Annotated in this window: 4 protein-coding genes; all 4 read left to right on the top strand. The window is 75.1% G+C overall.

The features are described 5' to 3' along the window. Nucleotides 1-220: 220 nt before the first annotated feature. Genes ACFYU9_RS29120 through ACFYU9_RS29105 form a run of 4 tightly spaced genes read left to right on the top strand, consistent with a single transcriptional unit; the run spans nt 221 to nt 22,749 of the window. Complete coding sequence (locus ACFYU9_RS29120) at nt 221-8,488, top strand: amino acid adenylation domain-containing protein (protein WP_389346634.1); 8,268 nt, start codon at nt 221-223, stop codon at nt 8,486-8,488. Nucleotides 8,489-8,543: 55 nt separating this feature from the next. Beyond that, nucleotides 8,544-16,463, top strand: a complete 7,920-nt coding sequence (locus ACFYU9_RS29115) for an amino acid adenylation domain-containing protein (RefSeq protein WP_389346774.1) — start codon at nt 8,544-8,546, stop codon at nt 16,461-16,463. Beyond that, nucleotides 16,463-22,036, top strand: coding sequence for an amino acid adenylation domain-containing protein (locus ACFYU9_RS29110; protein ID WP_389346632.1), 5,574 nt, complete (start codon nt 16,463-16,465; stop codon nt 22,034-22,036). The genes ACFYU9_RS29115 and ACFYU9_RS29110 overlap by 1 nt, the downstream gene beginning before the upstream one ends. Then, nucleotides 22,033-22,749 (top strand): aspartate/glutamate racemase family protein, encoded by a 717-nt coding sequence (locus tag ACFYU9_RS29105; RefSeq protein ID WP_389208333.1) that lies wholly within the window; start codon nt 22,033-22,035, stop codon nt 22,747-22,749. Before ACFYU9_RS29110 ends, ACFYU9_RS29105 begins: the two co-directional genes overlap by 4 nt. The last annotated feature ends 3 nt before the right edge of the window (nt 22,750-22,752 follow it).

Here is a 22,752-nt window from a genome sequence, read left to right as displayed (position 1 = left end):
AAGGAGTCATGTCGCGTGCGATCAGGGCTACTTGTCACCGGGCCATCGTAGGTCGTCAGAGCCCGTGAGCGCGGGGCTCCCGTCCCTGGTGGACGGCCGGCATCCCTCGTATCCGGTATCCGAAAACACGCCGATAACGCATTGAAGTCCGGCCCGGCTACTTTCCGCAGCGGTGCTGGCCGGGTTTCTGATGCATATGGATCCACGAGGAGTCGGAAGAATGAACCGTCCGAGGACAGTCGATTCGGTGGAGACCGGCTTCCAGGCGGAATCCCCGGGGATTCCGGCGCAATGGCAGGGCCGGACGACCCCCGCCGATCCGATGGCGCCGGAGCCCGCCGGACTGCTTCCCGGACTCTTCGAGACCCAGGCCCGGCTCACCCCCGGCGCGCCCGCGCTGAGCCTGCGCGCCGACCACCTCGACTACCGGGAACTGAACGAGCGCGCCAACCGCCTCGCCCGCCTCCTGGTGTCCCGGGGAATCGGCGCCGAGCAGATCGTCGGCGTGCTGCTGCCCCGCTCCGTCGACCAGGTCGTGGCGCTCCTCGCGGTGGCGAAGACCGGTGCCGCCTATCTGCCGCTGGACGTCGAGTACCCGGCGGACCGCATCGCCTTCATGCTCGCCGACGCCCGCCCGGTCTGCCTGCTCACGACGAGCGCCGCCGACCGCTCCGCCCAGGACGGCACCGCCGTACACCTCGACGACCCGGCCGTGGCCGCCGCGCTCGCCGCGCTGCCGGCCGGCGACCTGACCGACGACGAGCGCGTCGCCCCGCTGCGCGCGGCGCACCCGGCGTACGTCATCTACACCTCGGGCTCCACCGGGACGCCGAAGGCGGTGGTGATCGAGCACCACGCCCTCGCCGACTACCTCGGCTGGGCGTCGCGCACCTACCCCGGCGTCCGCGGCACCTCGCTGTGGCACTCCTCCGTCTCCTTCGACATGACCGTCACCTCGCTCTTCGCCCCGCTGACGACGGGCGGCCGGGTGTGGGCCGGAGCGCTGGAGAACGACGAGTCCACCGCCTCGGAGAAGTGCACCTTCCTGAAGGCGACCCCGAGCCACCTCCCGCTGCTCGGCGTGCTCCCGGAGGGCTTCTCGCCCACCGCGGAGCTGATGCTGGGCGGCGAGGCGCTGCTCGGCGCGGCCCTCGACGAGTGGCGCCGCGAGCACCCGGCGGTCACCGTGCTCAACGTCTACGGCCCCACCGAGGCGACCGTGAACGTGGCCGAGTTCCGCCTGGAGCCCGGCGAGCCCACGCCCGACGGCGTGCTGCCGCTGGGCCGGCTGATGGACAACGCGCGCGGCTACGTGCTCGACGCGGAACTGCGCCCGGTCGAGCCGGGCACCCCCGGCGAGCTGTACCTGGCCGGCCCCGGCCTCGCGCGCGGCTATCTGAACCGCCCCGGGCTCTCCGCCGAGCGGTTCGTCGCCGACCCGTTCGGCGCGCCCGGCGGCCGGATGTACCGCACCGGCGACCTGGTGCGGTGGAGCGAGGACGGCCGGCTGGAGTTCCTCGGGCGCACCGACCACCAGGTGAAGGTCCGCGGCCACCGGATCGAGCCCGGCGAGATCGAAGCGGCGCTGACCCGGCACGAGCGGGTGTCCCGGGCGATGGTGCTGGTCCGCGAGGACCGCCCCGGCGACCAGCGGATCGTCGCCTACCTGAGCGCCCCGGACGGCACCACCGTGCCCGAGGCGGCGGCGCTGCGCACCCACCTGGCGGCCGTGCTGCCCGACTACATGACGCCCTCGGCCTTCGTCGCCCTCGACCGCTGGCCGCTCACCCCCAACGGCAAGGTCGACCGCGCCGCGCTGCCCGTCCCCGACTACGCCACGGCCGGCGGCTCCGGCGGCCGCGCTCCCCGTACCCCCGACGAGGAGACCCTGTGCCGGCTGGTCGCCGAGGTCCTCGGCGTGCCGTCGGTGACCGTCGACGACGACTTCTTCGCGCTCGGCGGGCACTCGCTGCTCGCCACCCGGCTGCTGAGCCGGGTGCGGAAGGCGTTCGGCGTGGAGCTGTCGGTGCGCGCGGTGTTCGAGGCGCCGACGGTGGCGGGCCTGGCCGTCCTGGTGGCCCGCGCCGGTGCGGCGCGCGCGCCGCTGGTGCGTGCCGAGGCCCGTCCCGCGTCGCTGCCGCTGTCGCCGGCGCAGCGCGGACTGTGGTTCGCCTTCCGCCTGGAGGGCCCGAGCCCGACGTACAACGTGCCGCTCGCGGTGCGGCTTTCGGGTGAGCTGGACCGGGACGCGCTGGCGGCGGCGGTGGACGACGTGGTGGCGCGGCACGAGGTGCTGCGGACCCGCTTCGCCGAGGTCGGCGGCGAGCCCGTCCAGGTCGTCGAGGACGGTGCCTCGGCCGCGGTCGAGTACGTGGAGCTGCCGGAGAGCGAGCTGCCGCGGGCGCTGGCCGAGCGGGCCGCGTACGCCTTCGACCTCGCCGCCGAGATCCCGCTGCGCGTGACGCTGCTGCGCGTCGCGGAGCAGGAGCACGTCCTGCTGCTCCTGGTGCACCACATCGCGGGCGACGGCTGGTCCATGGGCCCGCTGGCCCGGGACCTGTCGGTGGCCTACACGGCCCGCTGCCGGGGCGCGGCCCCGGACTGGGCGCCGCTGCCGGTGCAGTACGCCGACTACGTGCTGTGGCAGGAGGGCGTGCTGGGCGCGGCGGACGACCCGTCGAGCGTGCTGGCCGAGCAACTCGACTTCTGGCGCCGGGAACTGGCGGGCACGCCCGAACTCCTGGAGCTGCCCCTCGACCGGCCGCGTCCCGCCGTCGCCAGCCACCAGGGCGACACGGTCCGCTTCACGATCGACGCCGCCGCGCACAACGCGCTGCTCTCGCTGGCCCGCGAGACGGACGCCACCCCCTTCATGGTCGTCCAGTCGGCGCTCGCGGTGCTGCTGTCCCGGCTCGGCGCGGGCACGGACATCCCCCTCGGCACGGCGGTCGCGGGCCGCACGGACGAGGCGCTCGACGACCTCGTGGGCTTCTTCGTCAACACGCTCGTGCTGCGTACGGACGTGTCCGGGGATCCGACCTTCCGCGAACTCCTGGCCCGCGTACGGGAGACGGACCTGGCGGCCTACGCCCACCAGGACGTGCCCTTCGAGCGCGTCGTCGAGGCGGTCAACCCCGGCCGCTCCCTCTCCCACGCCCCGCTCTACCAGACGATGCTCACCTCCCAGAACATCCCGGCCCACGCCACGGCCCTGCCCGGCCTCGGCGCCGCCGACGAGGACGTCCCCAAGGGCACGGCCCGGCACGACCTGTCGTTCCACACCTGGGAGCGGACCGCCGAGGACGGCAGCGGCGCGGGCATCGACGGACGGCTGGAGTACGCCACCGACCTGTTCGACGCGGCCACCGCCGAGGCGCTCGCCGCCCGCCTGGTCCGGCTGCTCGGCGAGGCCTGCGCCACGCCGGACCTGCCCGTCGGCGACCTGGAGATCCTGAGCCCCGAGGAGCGCCGCCTCCTGCTGTCCGACTGGCAGGGCGAGCAGCACGCGCCCTCCGGCGAGCTGCTGCACGACCTGATCCAGGCGCAGGCCGCCCGCACCCCGGACGCCCCGGCCGTCGAGGCCGGTGACACGGTCCTGAGCTACCGGGAGCTCAACGAGCGGGCCAACCGGCTCGCCCGGCTCCTCGTCGACCGCGGCGCCGGCCCCGAGCAGTACGTGGCCGTCGCCCTGCCCCGCTCGGCGGACCTGGTGGTCGCCCTGCTGGCCGTGGTCAAGTCCGGTGCCGCGTACCTTCCGCTGGACCCCGCCTACCCGGCCGACCGGCTCGCCTTCATGCTCGACGACGTGGCGCCGGTCCTGCTCCTCACCGATCGGGAACTCCTCGCCGGCCTCCCGGCGGGCCGCCCCGCGCTCTGCCTCGACGAGCCCGAGACCGCCGCCGAGCTGCTCGGCCGCTCCGGCGCGGACCTCACCGACGCCGAGCGCGCGCTGCCGGTGCGCCCCGACAACGCCGTCTTCGTGATCTTCACGTCGGGCTCCACCGGCCGCCCCAAGGGCGTCACCGTGCAGCACCGCTCCCTCGACGGCTACCTCTCCTGGACCCGCGCCGCCTACCCCGGAGTCGCGGGCCGGGCACTCGTGCACTCCCCGGTCGCCTTCGACCTCACCGCCACCGGCCTGTTCGCGCCCCTGACCTCCGGCGGCTGCGTCGAACTCGTCGAACTCGACGAGACCGGCCGGGCGGCGGCCGACGGCGCCCGGCCCACCTTCGTGAAGGCCACCCCCAGCCATCTGCCGCTCCTCATCGGCCTCCCGGACCGCTTCTCGCCCACGGAGCAACTGGTGCTCGGCGGCGAGTCGCTGATGGGCGAGGTCCTCGACGAATGGCGGGCCCGGCACCCGCGGGCGACCGTGATCAACGAGTACGGCCCCACCGAGACCACCGTCGGCTGCTCGGAGTACCGCATCGAGCCCGGGGACGTCGTCCCGGCCGGCGTGGTCACCATCGGCCGGCCGGTCTGGAACACCCGCATGTACGTCCTCGACGCCCGGCTGCGCCCGGTCCCGGTCGGCAGCCCCGGCGAGCTGTACATCGCCGGTGACCTGGTGACGCGCGGCTACCACCGCCGCCCGGACCTCACCGCCGGACGCTTCGTCGCCGACCCCTTCGGCCCGCCCGGCAGCCGCATGTACCGCTCCGGCGACCTCGGCCGCCGGCGCGCCGACGGCCGCCTCGAGTTCATCGCCCGCGTCGACGACCAGGTCAAGCTGCGCGGCTTCCGGATCGAGCTCGGCGAGATCGAGGGCGTCATGGGCGCCCACCCGGACCTCGCCCAGACCGCCGTCGTGGTCCGCGAGGACCAGCCGGGCGACAAGCGCCTGGTCGGCTACGTGGTGCCCGCGCCGGGCAGCGACCCCGACCCCGCCGAGCTGCGCCGGTACGCCGCCGAGCGGCTGCCCGACTACATGGTGCCCGCCGTCTTCGTACCGCTCGCCGAACTGCCGCTCACCGCCAACCGGAAGCTCGACCGCAAGGCGCTGCCCGTGCCCGACTACGGCTCGGCGGCCGCCGCCGGCCGCGGACCGCGCAACGCCCGCGAGGAGATCCTCTGCGGTGCCTTCGCCGCCACCCTCGGCGTCGACCGGGTCGGCGTCGACGACAACTTCTTCGACCTCGGCGGCCACTCGCTGCTCGTCACCCGGCTCATCGGCGGACTGCGCACCGCGCTCGACGTCGAACTGCCGATCCGCGCCGTCTTCGAGACCCCCACACCGGCCGGCCTCGCCGCCCGGCTCGCCGAGGCCGAGACCGCCCGCCCGCCGCTGCTCGCCGCCGAGCGCCCGGACCGGGTGCCGCTCTCCTTCGCCCAGCGCCGGCTGTGGTTCCTGCACAAGCTGCAGGGCTCCAGCGTCACCTACAACATCCCCACCTGGATCCGGCTCACCGGTGAACTGGACCGGGACGCCCTGGCCGAGGCCGTGGCCGACGTCGTCGAGCGGCACGAGACGCTGCGCACCGTCTACCCGGAGGAGGCCGGCGAGCCGTACCAGCTCGTGCTGCCCGCGGGCGAGCTGCGGCCCGAGACCGCCTTCCACCGGGTGGCCGACGAGGCCGCGCTGACCGAGGCGCTGGCGCGGGCCGCGAAGCACTCCTTCGCCCTGACCGGCGAACTGCCCCTGCGCGTCGCCGTCTACTCGCTGTCCGACCGGGACCACGTGCTGTCGATCGTGAAGCACCACATCGCCAGCGACGGCTGGTCGATGGCGCCGCTGGCCCGGGACCTGTCGGTGGCGTACGGGGCGCGGTGCGCCGGACACGCGCCGGACTGGGAGCCGCTGCCGGTGCAGTACGCCGACTACGCGCTGTGGCAGCGCGCCATGCTCGGCTCCGAGGACGACCCGGACAGCATGCTCGCGGGCCAGCTCGCCTTCTGGGAGCGCGAACTGGCGGGCGTGCCCGAACTGCTCCAGCTGCCGACGGACCGGCCGCGCCCGGCCGTCGCCAGCCACCGGGGCGGCACCGTCGGGCTTACCCTCGACGGCGCCCTGCACCGCTCGCTGACCGCCCTCGCCCAGCAGGCGGACGTCACGCTCTTCATGGTGCTCCAGGCCGCGCTCGCCGCCCTGCTGTCCCGGCTCGGCGCGGGCACGGACATCCCGCTCGGCACGGTCGCCGCCGGCCGCACCGACGAGGCCCTCGACGACCTCGTGGGCTTCTTCGTCAACGCGCTCGTGCTGCGCACCGACGTCTCCGGCGACCCGACCTTCCGCGAGCTGCTCGCCCGGGTGCGGACCACCGACCTGGCCGCCTACGACCACCAGGACGTGCCGTTCGAGCGGGTCGTGGAGGCGGTCAACCCCGACCGGGTCCTCTCCCACTCGCCGGTCGTCCAGGTGATGCTGACGCTGCAGAACTACGACCGCCGCGGCCTGGACTTCCCCGGCATCCGCGCGACCGCGCCCAAGGTCACCAACGAGGTCGCCAAGTTCGACCTGATCTTCTTCTGGGAGGAGCGGCACGACGAGCGGCTCCGCCCCGAAGGGATCGACCTGGAACTGAAGTACGCGACCGACCTGTTCGACCACGACACCGTCCGCACGCTCGCCGAGCGGCTGGTCCGGGTCCTGCGCGAGGTCGCCGCCGACCCCGACCGCCCGCTCGGCCGGGCCGAGATCCTCGCCCCGGCCGAGCGCCGGGAGCTCATCGAGGGCCGCAACGACACCGCCCGTGACCTTCCCGCCCTGACGCTGCCGGAGCTGTTCGAGGCGCAGGCGGACGCGCGGTCGGACGCGCCGGCGGTGGCGTCCGGCGACGTGGTCCTGTCGTACGGCGAGGTGGAGGAGCGGGCGAACCGTCTGGCGCGCCTCCTGGTCGCTCGCGGCGCGGGAGCCGAGCGCGTGGTGGCGCTGGCGTTGCCGCGGTCGATCGACGCGGTGGTGGCGGCGCTGGCGGTGCAGAAGGCCGGCGGCGCGTACGTGCCGGTGGACCCGGAGTACCCCGTCGACCGGATCGGGTTCATGCTCGCGGACGCGGCTCCGGTGTGCGTGGTGACCTCGTCGGGCGTGGTGCTGCCGGAGGTGGACTGTCCTTCGGTGGTGCTGGACGATCCGGAGGTCGTGCGGGAGCTGGCGGACCTGCCGTCGGCGCGGCTCTCGGACGCCGAGCGGGGGAGCGCGCCGGACGTGCGGCATCCCGCGTACGTGATCTACACGTCGGGTTCGACCGGCCGGCCCAAGGGCGTGGTCGTCAGCCACACCGGCATCGCCTCCCTGTCCGCCTCGGCGACCGAGCACTACACCGTCGACCGCGACAGCAGGATCCTCCAGCTCTCCTCGCCCAGCTTCGACATCTCCGTCCTGGAGACCTGCATGGCCTTCACCAACGGCGCCACGCTCGTCGTACCGGACGCCCAGCCGCTCGCCGGCGACGCGCTCGCCGCGGTCCTCGCCGGCGAACGGATCACCCACGCCATCATCCCGCCGGCCACCCTCGCCACCGTCCCCGCCGACGGCCTCCCGCACCTGCGCACCCTGGTCACCGGCGCGGACACGGTCAGCGCCGAACTCGCCACGCGCTGGTCCGGACGGGTCCGCTTCAGCAACTCGTACGGCCCCACCGAGGTCACCGTCGCCACGACCATGGGCCGCCCGCCGGCCGACGACGGCGTGCCGCCCATCGGCGGCCCGATCCTCAACCTCTCCGTGTACGTGCTCGACGCGGCCCTGCGCCCGGTGCCGGCCGGCGTGGCGGGCGACCTCTACGTGTCGGGTCTCAGCCTGGCCCGCGGCTACCTGAACCGGGCCGACCTGACCGCCGAGCGGTTCGTCGCCGACCCGTTCGGCGCGCCCGGCGGCCGCATGTACCGCACCGGCGACCTGGTGCGCTGGCGGAGCGACGGCCAGCTCGAGTTCGCCGGCCGCGCCGACACCCAGGTGAAGGTGCGCGGCTTCCGCATCGAGCTCAGCGAGATCGAGACCGTGCTCGACGCCCATGAGCAGGTCCGGGCGAGCGCGGTGATCGTCCGCGAGGACCAGCCCGGCGACAAGCGCATCGTCGCCTACGTCGAGGCGCTGCCCGGCGCCCCGGAGGCGGAGCGGCTCGCCGAGGACCTGACCGGGCGGTGCACGGACCGGCTGCCCGCCTACATGGTGCCGTCCCACGTCGTCGTCCTCGACGAGTGGCCGATGACGCCCAACGGCAAGGTCGACCGCAAGAAGCTGCCCGCCCCCGGGCAGCCGGCCACGGCGAGCGACGGCCGGCCGCCCCGCAATCCCCGGGAGGAGAAGCTCTGCGAGATCTTCGCGGAACTCCTGGGCGTCCCCCGGGTCACCATCGACGACAACTTCTTCAAGCTCGGCGGCCACTCGCTGCTCGCCACCCGGCTGATCAGCCGGGTCCGCACGGACCTGGGCGCCGAGATCACGGTCCGGACGATCTTCGAGAACCCGACCGTCGCCGCCCTGGCCGAGCAGTCCGGCAGCGCCCGCCCGGCCCGCCGCTCGCTGCGGTCCATGCGCCGCTCCTGACCCGCCGCCTCCGGTTCCCTTGCGCACACCCCAAGAGGAGTTCCCTGTGTACCCCATGTCGTTCGCGCAGCGTCGGCTGTGGTTCGCGTTCCAGATGGAGGGCCCCAGCCCGACGTACAACGCCCCGCTGTACGTCCGGTTGTCGGGTGCGCTGGACCGGGCCGCGCTGCTGACGGCGGTGGACGACGTGGTGGGACGCCACGAGGTGCTGCGCACCCGGTTCGCCGAGGTCGACGGCGAGCCGGTGCAGGTGGTGGAGCCGGCGGGCCCGGTCGCGGTCGAGTGCGTCGAGGTCGACGGCGAGCTGGACGAGGCGCTGGCCGAGCGGGCGGCGTACGGCTTCGACCTGGCGAGCGAGATCCCGCTGCGCGTGACCCTGTTCCAGCTGGCCGAGCGGGAACACGTCCTGCTGTTCATGCTGCACCACATCGCGGGCGACGGCTGGTCCATGGGCCCGCTGGCCCGGGACCTGTCGGTGGCGTACGGGGCGCGGTGCGCCGGACGCGCGCCGGACTGGGAGCCGCTGCCGGTGCAGTACGCCGACTACGTGCTCTGGCAGGAGGAGGTGCTGGGCTCGGCGGACGACCCGTCGAGCGTGATGGCCGAGCAGCTCTCCTTCTGGCAGAAGGAGTTGGCGGGCGCCCCGGAGCTCCTTGAGCTGCCCCTCGACCGGCCGCGCCCCGCCGTCGCCGGCCACCGGGGCGACACGGTCCGCTTCACGGTGGACGCCGGCGTGCACGACGCGCTGGTGTCGCTGGCCCGTGAGGCGGACGCGACCCCCTTCATGGTGGTGCAGGCGGCCCTGGCCGTCCTGCTCTCCCGGCTCGGGGCCGGCACGGACATCCCGCTCGGCACGGCGGTCGCGGGCCGCACCGACGAGGCGCTCGACGACCTCGTGGGCTTCTTCGTCAACACCCTCGTCCTGCGCACCGACGTCTCCGGCGACCCGACCTTCCGCGAACTCCTCGCCCGGGCACGGGAGACGGCCCTGGCCGCCTACGCCCACCAGGACGTGCCGTTCGAGCGCGTCGTCGAGGCGGTCAACCCCGGCCGCTCCCTCTCCCACGCGCCCCTGTTCCAGGTGCTGCTGACCCTCCAGAACAACGCCGCCGGCGAGTTCTCCATCCCCGGCGTCGACGCCTCCTTCGGCGAGGTGGAGACCGGTGTCGCCAAGGTCGACCTCACCTTCTACCTGGAGGAACGCCACACCCCCGACCGCGCTCCCGCGGGCCTCGCCGGCGAGATCCAGTACGCCGTCGACCTGTTCGAGCGAGACAGCGCGCAGGACATGGCCGCCCGCTTCGTCCGCGTGCTCGGGGCCCTCGTGGCCGCGCCCGACCGCGCCGTGAGCGCCGTGGACGCCCTGTCGGCCGACGAGCGCCGGACCCTGCTGCGGAGCCGCAACGACACCGCCCGTGACGTTCCCGCCCTGACGCTGCCGGAGCTGTTCGAGGCGCAGGCGCAGGCGCGGTCGGACGCGCCGGCGGTGGTGTCCGGCGACGTGGTGGTGTCGTACGGCGAGGTGGAGGAGCGGGCGAACCGTCTGGCGCGCCTCCTGGTCGCTCGCGGGGTGGGGGCCGAGCGGGTGGTGGCGCTGGCGTTGCCGCGGTCGATCGACGCGGTGGTGGCGGCGCTGGCGGTGCAGAAGGCCGGCGGCGCGTACGTGCCGGTGGACCCGGACTACCCGGCCGACCGGATCGGGTACATGCTGGCCGACGCCGGCCCGGTGTGCGTGGTGACCACGTCGGGCGTGGTGCTGCCGGAGGTGGACTGTCCTTCGGTGGTGCTCGATGACCCGGAGGTCGTGCGGGAGCTGGCGGACCTGCCGTCGGCGCGGCTGTCGGACGCCGAGCGGGGCTCCGCGCCGGACGTGCGGCACCCGGCCTATGTGATCTACACGTCGGGTTCGACCGGCCGGCCCAAGGGCGTGGTCGTCAGCCACACCGGCATCGCCTCCCTCTCCGCCGCCCAGCAGGACCTCTTCGCCGTCGGCCCCGGCGCCCGCGTGCTCCAGTTCGCCTCGCCCAGCTTCGACGCCGCGGCCTGGGAAATGATCATGGCGCTCACCACCGGCGCCGCGCTCGTCGTCGCGCCCCCCTCCCACCTCGCCGCCGGCGAACCCCTCGCGCAGCTCCTCGCCGCGCAGCGGGTGACCCACGCGACCCTGCCCCCGGCGCTCCTCGGCGAGCTGCCGTCCGGCGCCCTCCCGCCCGGGATGACCCTGGTCGTGGCCGGCGAGGCGTGCGCCCCGGAACAGGTGGGCCGCTGGTCGGCGGGCCGCCGGATGATCAACGCCTACGGGCCGACCGAGACCACCGTCTGCGCCACCGCCGGCCGGCCGCTGTCGGGCGCGGTGACCCCGCCCATCGGCGGACCCATCGCCAACGCCCGGGTGTACGTCCTCGACGCGGGCCTGCGCCCCGTGCCCGCGGGCGTGGCCGGCGAGCTGTACGTGTCGGGCCACGGCCTGGCCCGCGGCTATCTGAACCGGGCCGGGCTCACCGCCGAGCGGTTCGTCGCCGACCCATTCGGCGCGCCCGGCGGCCGCATGTACCGCACCGGCGACCTCGTGCGCTGGCGGGGCGACGGCCAGCTGGAGTTCCTCGGGCGCACCGACCACCAGGTGAAGGTCCGCGGCCACCGGATCGAGCCGGGCGAGATCGAGGCGGCGCTGACCGCCGCCCCGGACGTCGCCGAAGCCCTGGTGACCGTACGCGAGGACGGCCCCGCGGGACCCGGCCTGGTGGCGTACGTGACGCCGTCCGGCGACCGCGGCCCGGACCCGGCCGAGCTGCGCGCCCGCGTCGCCTCCGCCCTGCCCGGCTACATGGTGCCGTCCGCCGTCGTCGTCCTGGACCGCTGGCCGCTCACCCCCAACGGCAAGGTCGACCGCAAGGCGCTGCCCGCCCCCCGCTTCGAGGGCGCCGGCGCGACGGGCCGGGCCCCGCGCACCTCGCGCGAGGAGATCCTGGCCCGGGTCTTCGCCGACGTCCTCGGCGTGGACGCGGTCGGCGTCGACGACAACTTCTTCGACCTCGGCGGCCACTCCCTGCTCGCCACCCGCCTCGTCAGCCGCGTCCGCGGCGTCCTGGGCACCGAACTCACCGTCCGCGCGGTGTTCGAGGCGCCCACGCCGGCCCGTCTGCTGGCCCTCCTCGACGCAGGACCGGGGCCCGTGCGCGCGCCGCTGGTCGCGGCCGCCCGCCCGCAGGCGCTGCCGCTGTCGCCGTCGCAGCGCGCGCTGTGGTTCGCCTTCCGCCTGGAGGGCCCGAGCCCGACGTACAACGTGCCGCTCGCGGTGCGCCTCTCGGGCGCGCTCGACCGGCCGGCGCTTGCGGCCGCCGTGAACGACGTGGTGGCGCGGCACGAGGTGCTGCGGACGCGCTTCGCCGAGGTCGGCGGCGAGCCCGTCCAGGTCGTCCAGGCCGAGGCACCGGTCACCGTCGAGTACGTGGAGCCGGAGGAGAACGGGCCCGCGGAGGGCGGGCTCTCGCGGGCGCTGGCCGAGCGGGCCGCGTACGGCTTCGACCTGACGGCCGAGTTCCCGCTGCGCGTGACCCTCTTCAAGGCGGCCGGGGACGAGCACGTCCTGCTGCTCCTGCTGCACCACATCGCCGGCGACGGCTGGTCGATGGGCCCGTTCCTGCGGGACCTGTCGGTCGCCTACGCGGCCCGCTGCGAGGACGCCGCCCCGTTGTGGGCGCCGCTGCCGGTGCAGTACGCCGACTACGTGCTGTGGCAGCGCGAGCTGCTGGGCTCGGCGGACGACCCCGACAGCCTGCTCGCGGGCCAGCTCGCCTTCTGGCAGCGGACGCTGGCGGGCGCCCCGGAACTCCTGGAGCTGCCGCTCGACCGGCCGCGCCCCGCCGTCGCGAGCCACCGCGGCGCCGCCGTCGGCCTGGACCTGGACGCCGAGCTGCACCGGCGCCTCGTGTCGCTGGCCCGCGACGCGGACGTCACCCTCTTCATGGTGCTCCAGGCGGCGCTCGCCGTGCTGCTGTCCCGGCTCGGCGCGGGCACGGACGTCCCGCTCGGCACGGCGGTGGCGGGCCGCACGGACGAGGCGCTCGACGACCTCGTGGGCTTCTTCGTCAACACCCTGGTCCTGCGTACGGACGTGTCCGGGGATCCGACCTTCCGCGAACTCCTCGCCCGGGTACGGGAGACGGACCTCGCGGCCTACGCCCACCAGGACGTGCCCTTCGAGCGCGTCGTCGAGGCCGCCGGGGTGACCAGGGCGCTCTCGCACATCCCGCTCGCCCAGGTGATGCTGCACCTCCAGAACAACGCCGAGGGCCGGCTCGCCCTGCCCGGCGTCACCGTGACCGCCGAGCCCGCCGAGGCCGGCGTCGCCAAGACGGACCTCTCCTTCGGCTTCCGCGAGCGGTTCACCGCCGACGGCGCGCCCGCCGGACTCACCGGCTCCCTGGAGTACGCGACCGACCTGTTCGAGCCCGCCGGAGCGCGGACGCTGACGGAGCGGCTGCTGCGCGTGCTGCGGGCCGTCGCCGAGGATCCCGACAGCGCCGTGGCCGGGATCGAGATCCTGGACCCGGCCGAGCGCGCGCGCATCCTGCACGAGTGGAGCGGCACCGCCGGCGGCGACGAGGTCACGGCCACGCTCCCGGAACTCTTCGAGGCCGCGGCCGCCCGTACGCCGTCCGCGCCCGCCGTCACCTTCGAGGACACCACGCTCTCGTACGGGGAGCTCAACGACCGCGCCAACCGGCTCGCCCGGCTGCTCCTCGCCCACGGCACCGGCCCGGAACGGCTCGTCGCCCTCGCCCTGCCGCGCACCGCCGACCTCGTGGTGGCCGTGCTCGCCGTGGTGAAGGCCGGCGCCGCGTACGTGCCGGTCGACCCGCGCTCGCCCCGCGACCGCACGGCGTACCTGCTCGACGACGCCCGGCCCACGCTGCTGCTGACCACCTCCGAGGTGGCCGCCGGGCTGCCCGCCACCGAGGTGGACACGCTCCTGCTCGACGCCCCCGGCACCCTGACCCGGCTCGCCGGCCGGCCCGCCGGCGACGTGACCGACGCGGAGCGCGCCGGCACCCTGCGGCCCGGCAGCCCCGCGTACGTCATCTACACCTCGGGCTCCACGGGACGGCCCAAGGGCGTCGTCGTGCCGCACCGCAACGTCGTGCGGCTGTTCGACGCCACCGAGCCGTGGTTCGGCTTCGGCCCGGACGACGTGTGGACGCTGTTCCACTCCTACGCGTTCGACTTCTCCGTCTGGGAGCTGTGGGGCCCGCTGCTCAGCGGCGGCCGCCTGGTCGTCGTGCCGTACGAGGTGAGCCGCTCGCCCGGCGAGTTCCTGCGGCTGCTGGCGAAGGAGGGCGTCACCGTCCTCAACCAGACGCCGTCGGCCTTCTACCAGCTGATCCACGCCGACGCCGAGGACCCGGAGACGGGGCGCGCACTGGCGCTGCGCCAGGTGGTGTTCGGCGGCGAGGCGCTCGACCTCGGCAAGCTCGCCGACTGGTACGCCCGGCACGCCGACGACGCCCCGCTCCTGGTCAACATGTACGGGATCACCGAGACCACCGTGCACGTCAGCCACCTGCCGCTCGACGCGTCGGCGGCCGCCGCCGCGCAGCAGCGCAGCCCTATCGGCCGGGGCATCCCCGACCTGCGGATGTACGTGCTCGACCAGCGGCTGCGGCCCGTGCCGCCCGGCGTGTCCGGCGAGATGTACGTGGCCGGAGCGGGCCTGGCCCGCGGCTACCTCGACCGGGCCGCGCTCACCTCCGAGCGCTTCGTCGCCGACCCGTTCGGCGCGCCGGGCACCCGGATGTACCGCACCGGAGACCTCGCGCGCTGGACCCCCGAAGGCACGCTCGACTACCTCGGCCGCGCCGACCACCAGGTGAAGATCCGCGGCTTCCGCATCGAACTCGGCGAGATCGAGGCGGCCCTGGAGTCGCACGCGGCGGTGGCGCAGGCCAGGGTCGTCGTCCGCGAGGACCGGCCCGGCGACCGGCGGCTCGTCGCCTACGTGGTGCCGGCCCGCCCCGGGACGGAGGCGGAGCCGTCGGCGCTGCGCGAGCACGCCGGCGCGATCCTCCCCGAGTACATGGTGCCCACGGCCGTCGTCACCCTGCCGGAGCTGCCGCTGACCACCAACGGCAAGCTCGACCACCGCGCCCTGCCCGCCCCCGACCACTCCGGCCGCCCGGCCGGCCGGACGGCGCGCACCGACCGGGAGCGGACGCTGTGCGCGGTCTTCGCCGAGGTCCTGGGCGTGGACGGGCCCGGCATCGACGACAGCTTCTTCGAACTGGGCGGCGACAGCATCAGCTCCATCAGGCTGGTGTCGCAGGCCCGCGCCGCGGGCCTCGCCCTCACCGTCCAGCAGGTCTTCCAGCTCCGCACCGTCGCCGCGCTCGCCGCCGCCGCGGCCGAGGCCGACGTGCGGACGGCGCCCGACTCCGCGGACGGCACGGGCGGCTTCCCGATGACGCCCGTCATGCACTGGCTGCGGGAACTGGACGGCCCCACCGCCGGGTTCAACCAGAGCGTCGTCCTGCACGTGCCGGCGGACCTGGGGGAGGCCCGGCTGACCGGGGCGGCGGCCGCCTGGCTGGACCGGCACGACTCCCTGCGGCTGCGGATCGCCACCGGTGAGGACGGCTCCTGGCAGCCCGTCGTGGACCCGCCCGGATCGGTGCCGGCCGACGCGGTGGTCCACCGCGTCGACGTCGCCGGGCTGACGCCCGAGGCCCGCGACGAGGCCCTCGCCGAGCACGGCGAGAAGGCCCGCCTGCGGCTCTCCCCGGCCGACGGCTCGATGGTGCAGCTGGTCTGGTACGACGCCGGGCCGGACCGCAGCGGCCTGCTCCAGGTCCTCGTCCACCACCTGGCCGTGGACGGCGTGTCCTGGCACATCCTGCTGCCCGACCTGCGCGCCGTCTGGGAAGCCGCCGCCACCGGGCAGGGCCCCGGCCCCGCTCCCGCGCACACCTCCCTCCGCGCGTGGGCGCACCGGCTGGACGAGGCCGCCCGCGAGCCGGTCTGGGAGGCCGGACTGCCGCTGTGGACCGGCATCCTGGCCGGCCCGCCCGGCACGGCCGAACCGACCCTGGGCAGCCGGCCGCTCGATCCCCGCCGGGACACCGCCCGCACCGCCCGGGAACTGAGCCTCGACCTCCCGCCCGCGCAGGCCGAACCCCTCCTCACCACGGTGCCGGCGGCCTACAGCGCCGGTGTGCAGGACGTCCTGCTGACCGCGTTCGCCCTCGCCTGCCGCGAGTGGCGCCGGCGGCGCGGGCAGGGCCCGGCGGACAGCGTCCTCGTCGAGCTGGAGGGCCACGGCCGGGAGGACATCGTGCCGGGCGCCGATCTCTCCGGCACCGCCGGCTGGTTCACCAGCCTCCACCCGGTCCGGCTGACCCCCGCCCCGCTCGGCTGGGACGAGGTCCGCGCGGCCGGCCCGGGCGTGGGCGACTCGCTCAAGCGCGTCAAGGAACAGCTGCGCGCGCTGCCCGGCAACGGCGTGGGCTACGGCATGCTCCGCCACCTCAACCCGCGCACCGCCGCACAGCTGGCGCCCCTGGCCCCGCCGCAGCTGGGGTTCAACTACCTGGGCCGCTTCACCAAGGCGGCCGACGCGCCCGCCGGCGCGCCCGGGAACCTCCCGGCCGGCGCCGCCGACGCGCTGTGGACCTGGGCCAGTGGTCTGCCCACGCCCGCCCCGCGGGACGCCGACATGCCCGTCAGCCACGCCCTGGAGGTCAACGCCATGACCGAGGACCGGCCCGACGGGCCCTGGCTGCGCGCCACCTGGTCCTGGCCCGGCGAGCTGCTGACCGAGCCCGACGTCCGGGAGCTGGGCGAGCTGTGGTTCACCGCGCTCGACGCCCTCGCCGCCCACGCCGGGAGCGCCGGCGCCGGTGGCCACACCCCGTCCGACCTCGTCCTCGGGCTGTCCCAGGAAGAGATCGACGAACTTGAAGCCGAACTGAGGTCGCTGTGATGAACCAGTCCGCGTTCGAAGACGTCCTTCCGCTGACGCCGCTCCAGGAAGGCATGTACTTCCACTCCCACTACGACGACCAGGCGGTCGACGTCTACAACGTCCAGGTGGTCCTCGCCCTGGAGGGACCGCTGCGGGCCGACGTGCTCAAGTCGTCCCTGGAGGCCCTGATCAGGCGCCACCCCAACCTGCGGGCCGGCTTCCGGCAGCGCGGCAACGGCCAGCCGTTCCAGGTCGTCCACCGCACGGTGCCGCTCCCGTGGGAGGAGACCGAGCAGACCGCCGAGGAGTTCGAGCGGTTCCTCGCCGACGACCGGGTACGGCGCTTCCCGCTGGAGCGGCCGCCGCTCGCGCGGTTCACCCTGGTGCGGCTCGGCCCGGACCGCCACCGCCTGGTGATGACCAGCCACCACCTGCTGCTCGACGGCTGGTCCAACCCGGTGCTCGTGCGGGAGCTGTTCACGCTCTACGAGAACGGCGGCGACGACGCCACGCTGCCGCCGCACGTCCCCAACCGGCGCTACTTCGAATGGCTCGCCGCACAGGACGACGCCGCCACCGAGCAGGCCTGGCGGCGCGCCCTCGACGGACTGCCCGGCCCCAGTCTGGTGGCTCCGGCGGACCACGGCCGGGCCCCGGTCCTGCCCCGCCGGGTGACCGCCGCGGTCCCCGCCGGATTCGGCGCGGAGCTGGTCCGGCTGGTCCGCGGGACCGGACTGACCGTGAACACCCTGGTGCAGGGCGCCTGGGGCATCGTGCTCGGCCGGCTCACCGGCCGTGACGACGTGGTCTTCGGCACCGTCGTCTCGGGCCGGCCGGCCGAACTGCCCGGCATCGAGACGATGATCGGGATGTTCATCAACACCATCCCGGTGCGCGTCCGCCTCGACCCCCGACGGTCCGTCCTGGACGACCTCGCCCGGCTCGGCGGCGAGCAGAGCGCGCTGCTCGGCCACCACCACATGAGCTTCGGCCGGCTCCAGCGCATGGCCGGCCCGGGCGACCTCTTCGACACCTTCGCGGTCTTCGAGAACTACCCCGGCGACGCGGCGGCCCGGCCCTCGTACGCCGGTGTCCGGGTGGAGGTGGAGCAGGGCCACGACGCCGCCCACTACCCGCTCCGGCTCATCGCCGCGCAGACCGGCGAGCGCTTCGAGGCCGAACTCGAGTACCGTCCGGACCTCTTCGACGAGGACGAGGCGGGCGCCGTGCTGGCCGCCGTCGTCCAGGTGCTGTCCGGCATCATCGCCGACCCCGGCCGCCCCGCGTCCGCCGTCGAGTGCGTGCTGCCGGACGGCTTCCGCCGGTTCGCCCCGCTCGGGGACGCCGGCCCGGCGGCCGAGCCCGTCGCCGCCGCGAGGGCGCCGCAGACGCCGGTCGAGGACATCCTGTGCGGCCTGTTCGAGCAGATCACCGGCCGCCCCTGCCGCAGCGTCGACGACGACTTCTTCACGCTCGGCGGCCAGTCGCTCACCGCGATCCGGCTGCTGAGCCGGGTGCGCAAGGTGTTCGGCGTGGAGCTGTCGGTGCGTGCCGTGTTCGAGGCGCCGACGGTGGCCGGCCTGGCGGCGCTCGTGGCCCGCGCGGGTGCGGCGCGCGCACCGCTGGTGCCGGCCGAGCGCCCGGAGGCGCTGCCGCTGTCGCCGTCGCAGCGCGGCCTGTGGTTCGCGTTCCGGCTCGACGGCCCGAGCCCGACGTACAACGTGCCGCTCGCGGTGCGCCTTTCGGGCACGCTGGACCGGGACGCGCTGGTCGCGGCGGTGAACGACGTGGTCGGGCGGCACGAGGTGCTGCGGACCCGCTTCGCCGAGGCCGACGGCGAGCCCGTGCAGATCGTGGAGCCCGAGGCCCGGGTCGCGGTGGAGTTCGCCGACCTGACGGGCGACGTGGAGCGGGCGCTGGCCGAGCGGGCCGCGTACGGCTTCGACCTCGCCGCCGAGATCCCGCTGCGCGTGACCCTGCTCAGGGCCGCCGAGGACGAGCACGTCCTGTCGGTGGTGATGCACCACATCATGAGCGACGGCTGGTCGATGGGCCCGTTCCTGCGGGACCTGTCGGTCGCCTACGCGGCCCGCTGCCGGGGCGCGGCCCCGGACTGGGCGCCGCTGCCGGTGCAGTACGCCGACTACGTGCTGTGGCAGCGCGAGGTCCTCGGCTCGGCCGACGACCCCGACAGCCTCCTCGAAACCCAGCTCGCGTTCTGGCAGCAGACGCTGGCGGGCGCCCCGGAGCTCCTGGAGCTGCCGCTCGTCCGGCCGCGTCCCGCCGTCGCCAGCCACCACGGCGACACGGTCCGCTTCACGATCGACGCCCCGGTCCACCGGGCGCTGCTGTCGCTGGCCCGCGACGCGGACGCCACGCTGTTCATGGTGCTCCAGGCGGCGCTCGCGGTGCTGCTCTCCCGGCTCGGCGCGGGCACGGACATCCCCCTCGGCACGGCGGTCGCGGGCCGCACGGACGAGGCGCTCGACGACCTCGTGGGCTTCTTCGTCAACACCCTGGTCCTGCGTACGGACGTGTCCGGGGATCCGACGTTCCGCGAACTCCTCGCCCGGGTACGGGAGACGGACCTGGCGGCCTACGCCCACCAGGACGTGCCCTTCGAGCGCGTCGTCGAGGCGGTCAACCCCGGCCGCTCCCTTTCCCACGGACCCCTCTACCAGGTCTCCCTCATCCTGCAGAACACCGCGGGCGGGACGCTCAGCCTGCCCGGCCTGACCGCCGGATTCGTGGGCGACCCGAGCAACGGCGCCAAGGTGGACCTCGCGTTCAGCCTCCGCGAGACCCGCACCGACGAGGGCGAGCCGGGCGGACTGGAGGGCATGCTCGAATTCGCCACCGACCTCTTCGAGCCCGGGACCGCCCGGGCGCTCGCCGAGCGCCTGACCCGGGTGATCACCCAGGTGGCCGAGGACGGGCAGCAGCCGGTCGGACGGCTGGAGATCCTCGCCCCCGACGAGCGCCGCGAACTCCTCGGGACCGGCCCCGGCACCCGGAAGCCCGTGCCCGCCGCGCCCTTCCCCGACCTCTTCCAGGCCCAGGTCGCCCGTACGCCCGACCTCCCGGCCGTCGAGGCCGGTGACGTGACCCTGACCTACCGGGAGCTCAACGAGCGGGCCAACCGGCTCGCCCGGCTCCTCGTCGACCGCGGCGCCGGCCCCGAGACGTACGTGGCCGTCGCCCTGCCGCGCTCCGAGCAGCTGATCGAGACCGTCGTCGCCGTCCTGAAGGCCGGCGCCGTCCACCTGCCGCTCGACACCGAGTACCCGGCGGAACGGCTCGCCGCCATGCTGGCGGACGCCCGCCCCGCCCTGCTCGTCACCACCACCGCCCTGGCCGCCGGACTGCCGGGCACGCCCGGCGCCGACGACGTCCCGCTGCTCCTCCTCGACGACCCGGCCGTCCGCGCCCGGTGCGCCGCCGAGGACGGCACCGACCTCGACGACACGGCACGCCTCGCGCCGCTGAGCGTGACCAATCCGGCCTACGCGATCTTCACCTCGGGCTCCACCGGCCGCCCCAAGGGCGTCGTGGTCACCCACACCGGCCTCGCCGCGCTCGCCGCCCACCAGGCCGCGGACTACGGCGCGGGCGCCGGAAGCCGGGTGCTGCAGTTCTCCTCCCCGAGCTTCGACGTCTCCATGGCGGAACTGTGCGTCTCCGTGCTGACCGGCGGCTGCCTGGTCGTCCCGGAACGCACCCCGGCCGGGCCCGAGCTCGGCGGGCTGCTGGCCGCCCGGCGCATCTCCCACCTGCTCATCGCGCCCTCCGTGCTGGCCGAGATCCCCCGCGTACCCCTGCCCGACCTGCGCACGGTGATCACCGGCGCCGAGACCTGCTCGCCGGAACTGGCCGCCTTCTGGGGCCGCGACCGGACGCTGATCAACGCCTACGGCCCCACCGAGGCCACCTGCGACGTGTCCTTCACCCCGCACGACGGGGCCACCGCCACCGGCCCCACGCTCATCGGCCGCCCCATCGACGGCGTGCGGACCTACGTCCTCGACCGCGAACTGCGGCCCGTGGCGCCCGGCGTCACCGGCGAGCTGTACGTCTCCGGCACCGGCGTGGCCCGCGGCTACCTCGACCGCGGGCTGACCGCGCAGCGCTTCGTCGCCGACCCCTACGGCCCGCCCGGCGGCCGCATGTACCGCACCGGCGACCTCGCCCAGTGGGACGCCGAGGGACGGCTGCGCTTCTGCGGCCGCGCCGACACCCAGGTCAAGGTGCGCGGCTTCCGCGTCGAGACGGGAGAGGTCGAGGCGGTCCTGACCCGGCACGCCGGCGTCGCCCGCGCCCTGGTGATGGTCCGCGAGGACCGGCCCGGCGACCAGCGCCTGGTGGCCTACGTCCAGCAGGACCCCACGGACCCCAGCCCGCCGAGCCCCGCGGCGCTGCGCGCGCAGGCCGCCGAGTGGCTGCCGGCGTACATGGTCCCCAGTGCCTTCGTCGTCGTCACCGACTGGCCGCTCACGCCCAACGGCAAACTCGACCGCCGCGCGCTGCCCGCCCCCGCCCCGGCCGCCGGCCGGTCCACCAGGCCGCCGCGCTCCCCGCAGGAGGAGCTGCTCTGCCGCCTCTTCGCCGAGGCGCTCGGCGCCCGGGACGTCGGCGTGGACGACAACTTCTTCGAACTGGGCGGCCACTCGCTGCTCGCCGCCCGGCTGGTCAGCCGGATCGGCGCCGTCCTCGGCCGCACCCCGGCGCTGCGCGACGTCTTCGCCGCGCCCACCCCGGCCCGGCTCGCCGCCCAGCTGACCGACGGGGCCGACAGCGCCTTCGAGGTGCTGCTGCCGCTGCGCACCGAGGGCGCCGCCCGCCCGCTGTTCTGCGTCCACCCGGTCGCCGGCCTCGGCTGGCGCTACGCCTCCCTGCTCACCGGACTCGACGCCGACCACCCGGTCTACGGCCTGCAGGCCCGGGGCCTGCGCGGCACCGAGCCGCTCGCCGCCTCGCTCGGCGAACTCGCCGAGGACTACGTGCGCGAGATCCGCCGGGTGCAGCCCGAGGGCCCGTACCACCTGCTCGGCTGGTCCCTCGGCGGGATCCTCGCGCAGGCCGTCGCCACCACCCTGCAGGACCAGGGCCACGAGGTGGCCCTGCTCGCCCTGCTCGACGCCTATCCGGCCGCGCCCGGCGCGGCGGGGACCGGCACCCCGGAGCAGATCCTCACGCAGATGCACGACGGCTACGCCGAGGTGTACGGACTCCCCGAGGGCGCCTGCCGGCAGCCGGCCGACCTCGCCGAGGCGCGGGCCCGGATCGTCGGCTGGCTCGGCCGCGGCGAGAGCGAACTGCGCCACCTCGACGACGCGCAGCGGGCCGCCGCGCTCGACGTCATGGTCAACACCGTGGCGATCACGAGCGACCACGTGCCGCGGAGCTTCCGCGGCACCCTGACCCTGGTCGTCGCGGGACGCAGGCGGGGGGAGTGGGCGCAGCCGGAGGCGTGGAAGCAGCACCTCGACGGCGAACTGGAGATCCACGAGGTCGACTGCGAGCACCACCGGATGCTCGACCCGGTGCCCGCGGCCCGGATCGGCGGCATCCTCGCTCCCCGGATCGCCCGATGAGGACGCTTCCGAGCGGCGGCGTGCTCGGTGTGCTCGGCGGCATGGGGCCGCTGTCCTCGGCCGAGTTCCTGCGCACGGTCTACGCCTCCCGGTGGGCGGGTCCCGAACAGACCCGCCCGAGGGTGCTGCTCGACTCCGACCCGGCCTTCCCCGACCGCACCGAGGCCATCCGGCTCGGCCGGGTGCGGGAGATGACCGAACGCCTGGAGGCCCGGCTGCGCGACCTGCTGGCGCAGGGCGCCGACCAGGTCGTCGTCATCTGCTTCACCGCCCACCACTTCCTGCGGCTGATCGATCCGGCCCTGCGCGAGCGCGTGGTGTCCCTGGTGGACCTCACGGTCGCCGAACTGGCCGCCTCCCCGGGCCGGTTCCTGCTGCTCTCGACCGAGGGCAGCAGGCTCGCAGGCGTCTTCGAGCGGGCGCCGGGCTGGGACGAGGTCGCCCACCGGGTGGTCCGGCCCGACCCGGAGGACCAGGCGCTCGTGCACCGGCTCATCTACCGGATGAAGCACGAGGGCCCGCTCCCCGACGAGGTGCTGCCGCCGGTGGACCGGCTGCTGCGGCGCTACGCCTGCTCGGGAACGGTCCTCGGCTGCACCGAGTTCCACCTGGTCTCGCGGGAACTGACGGCCCGCTACGGCCCGGACCGCACGGTCGACGCGCTGCGCACCCTGGCCCTCGGCCTGGCCGCCGAACCGGCCGTCACCGGCTAGACG

Source organism: Streptomyces sp. NPDC004327 (assembly GCF_042873935.1).
Lineage (GTDB): Bacteria > Actinomycetota > Actinomycetes > Streptomycetales > Streptomycetaceae > Streptomyces.
This window is presented reverse-complemented; position numbering and strand designations above follow the sequence as displayed.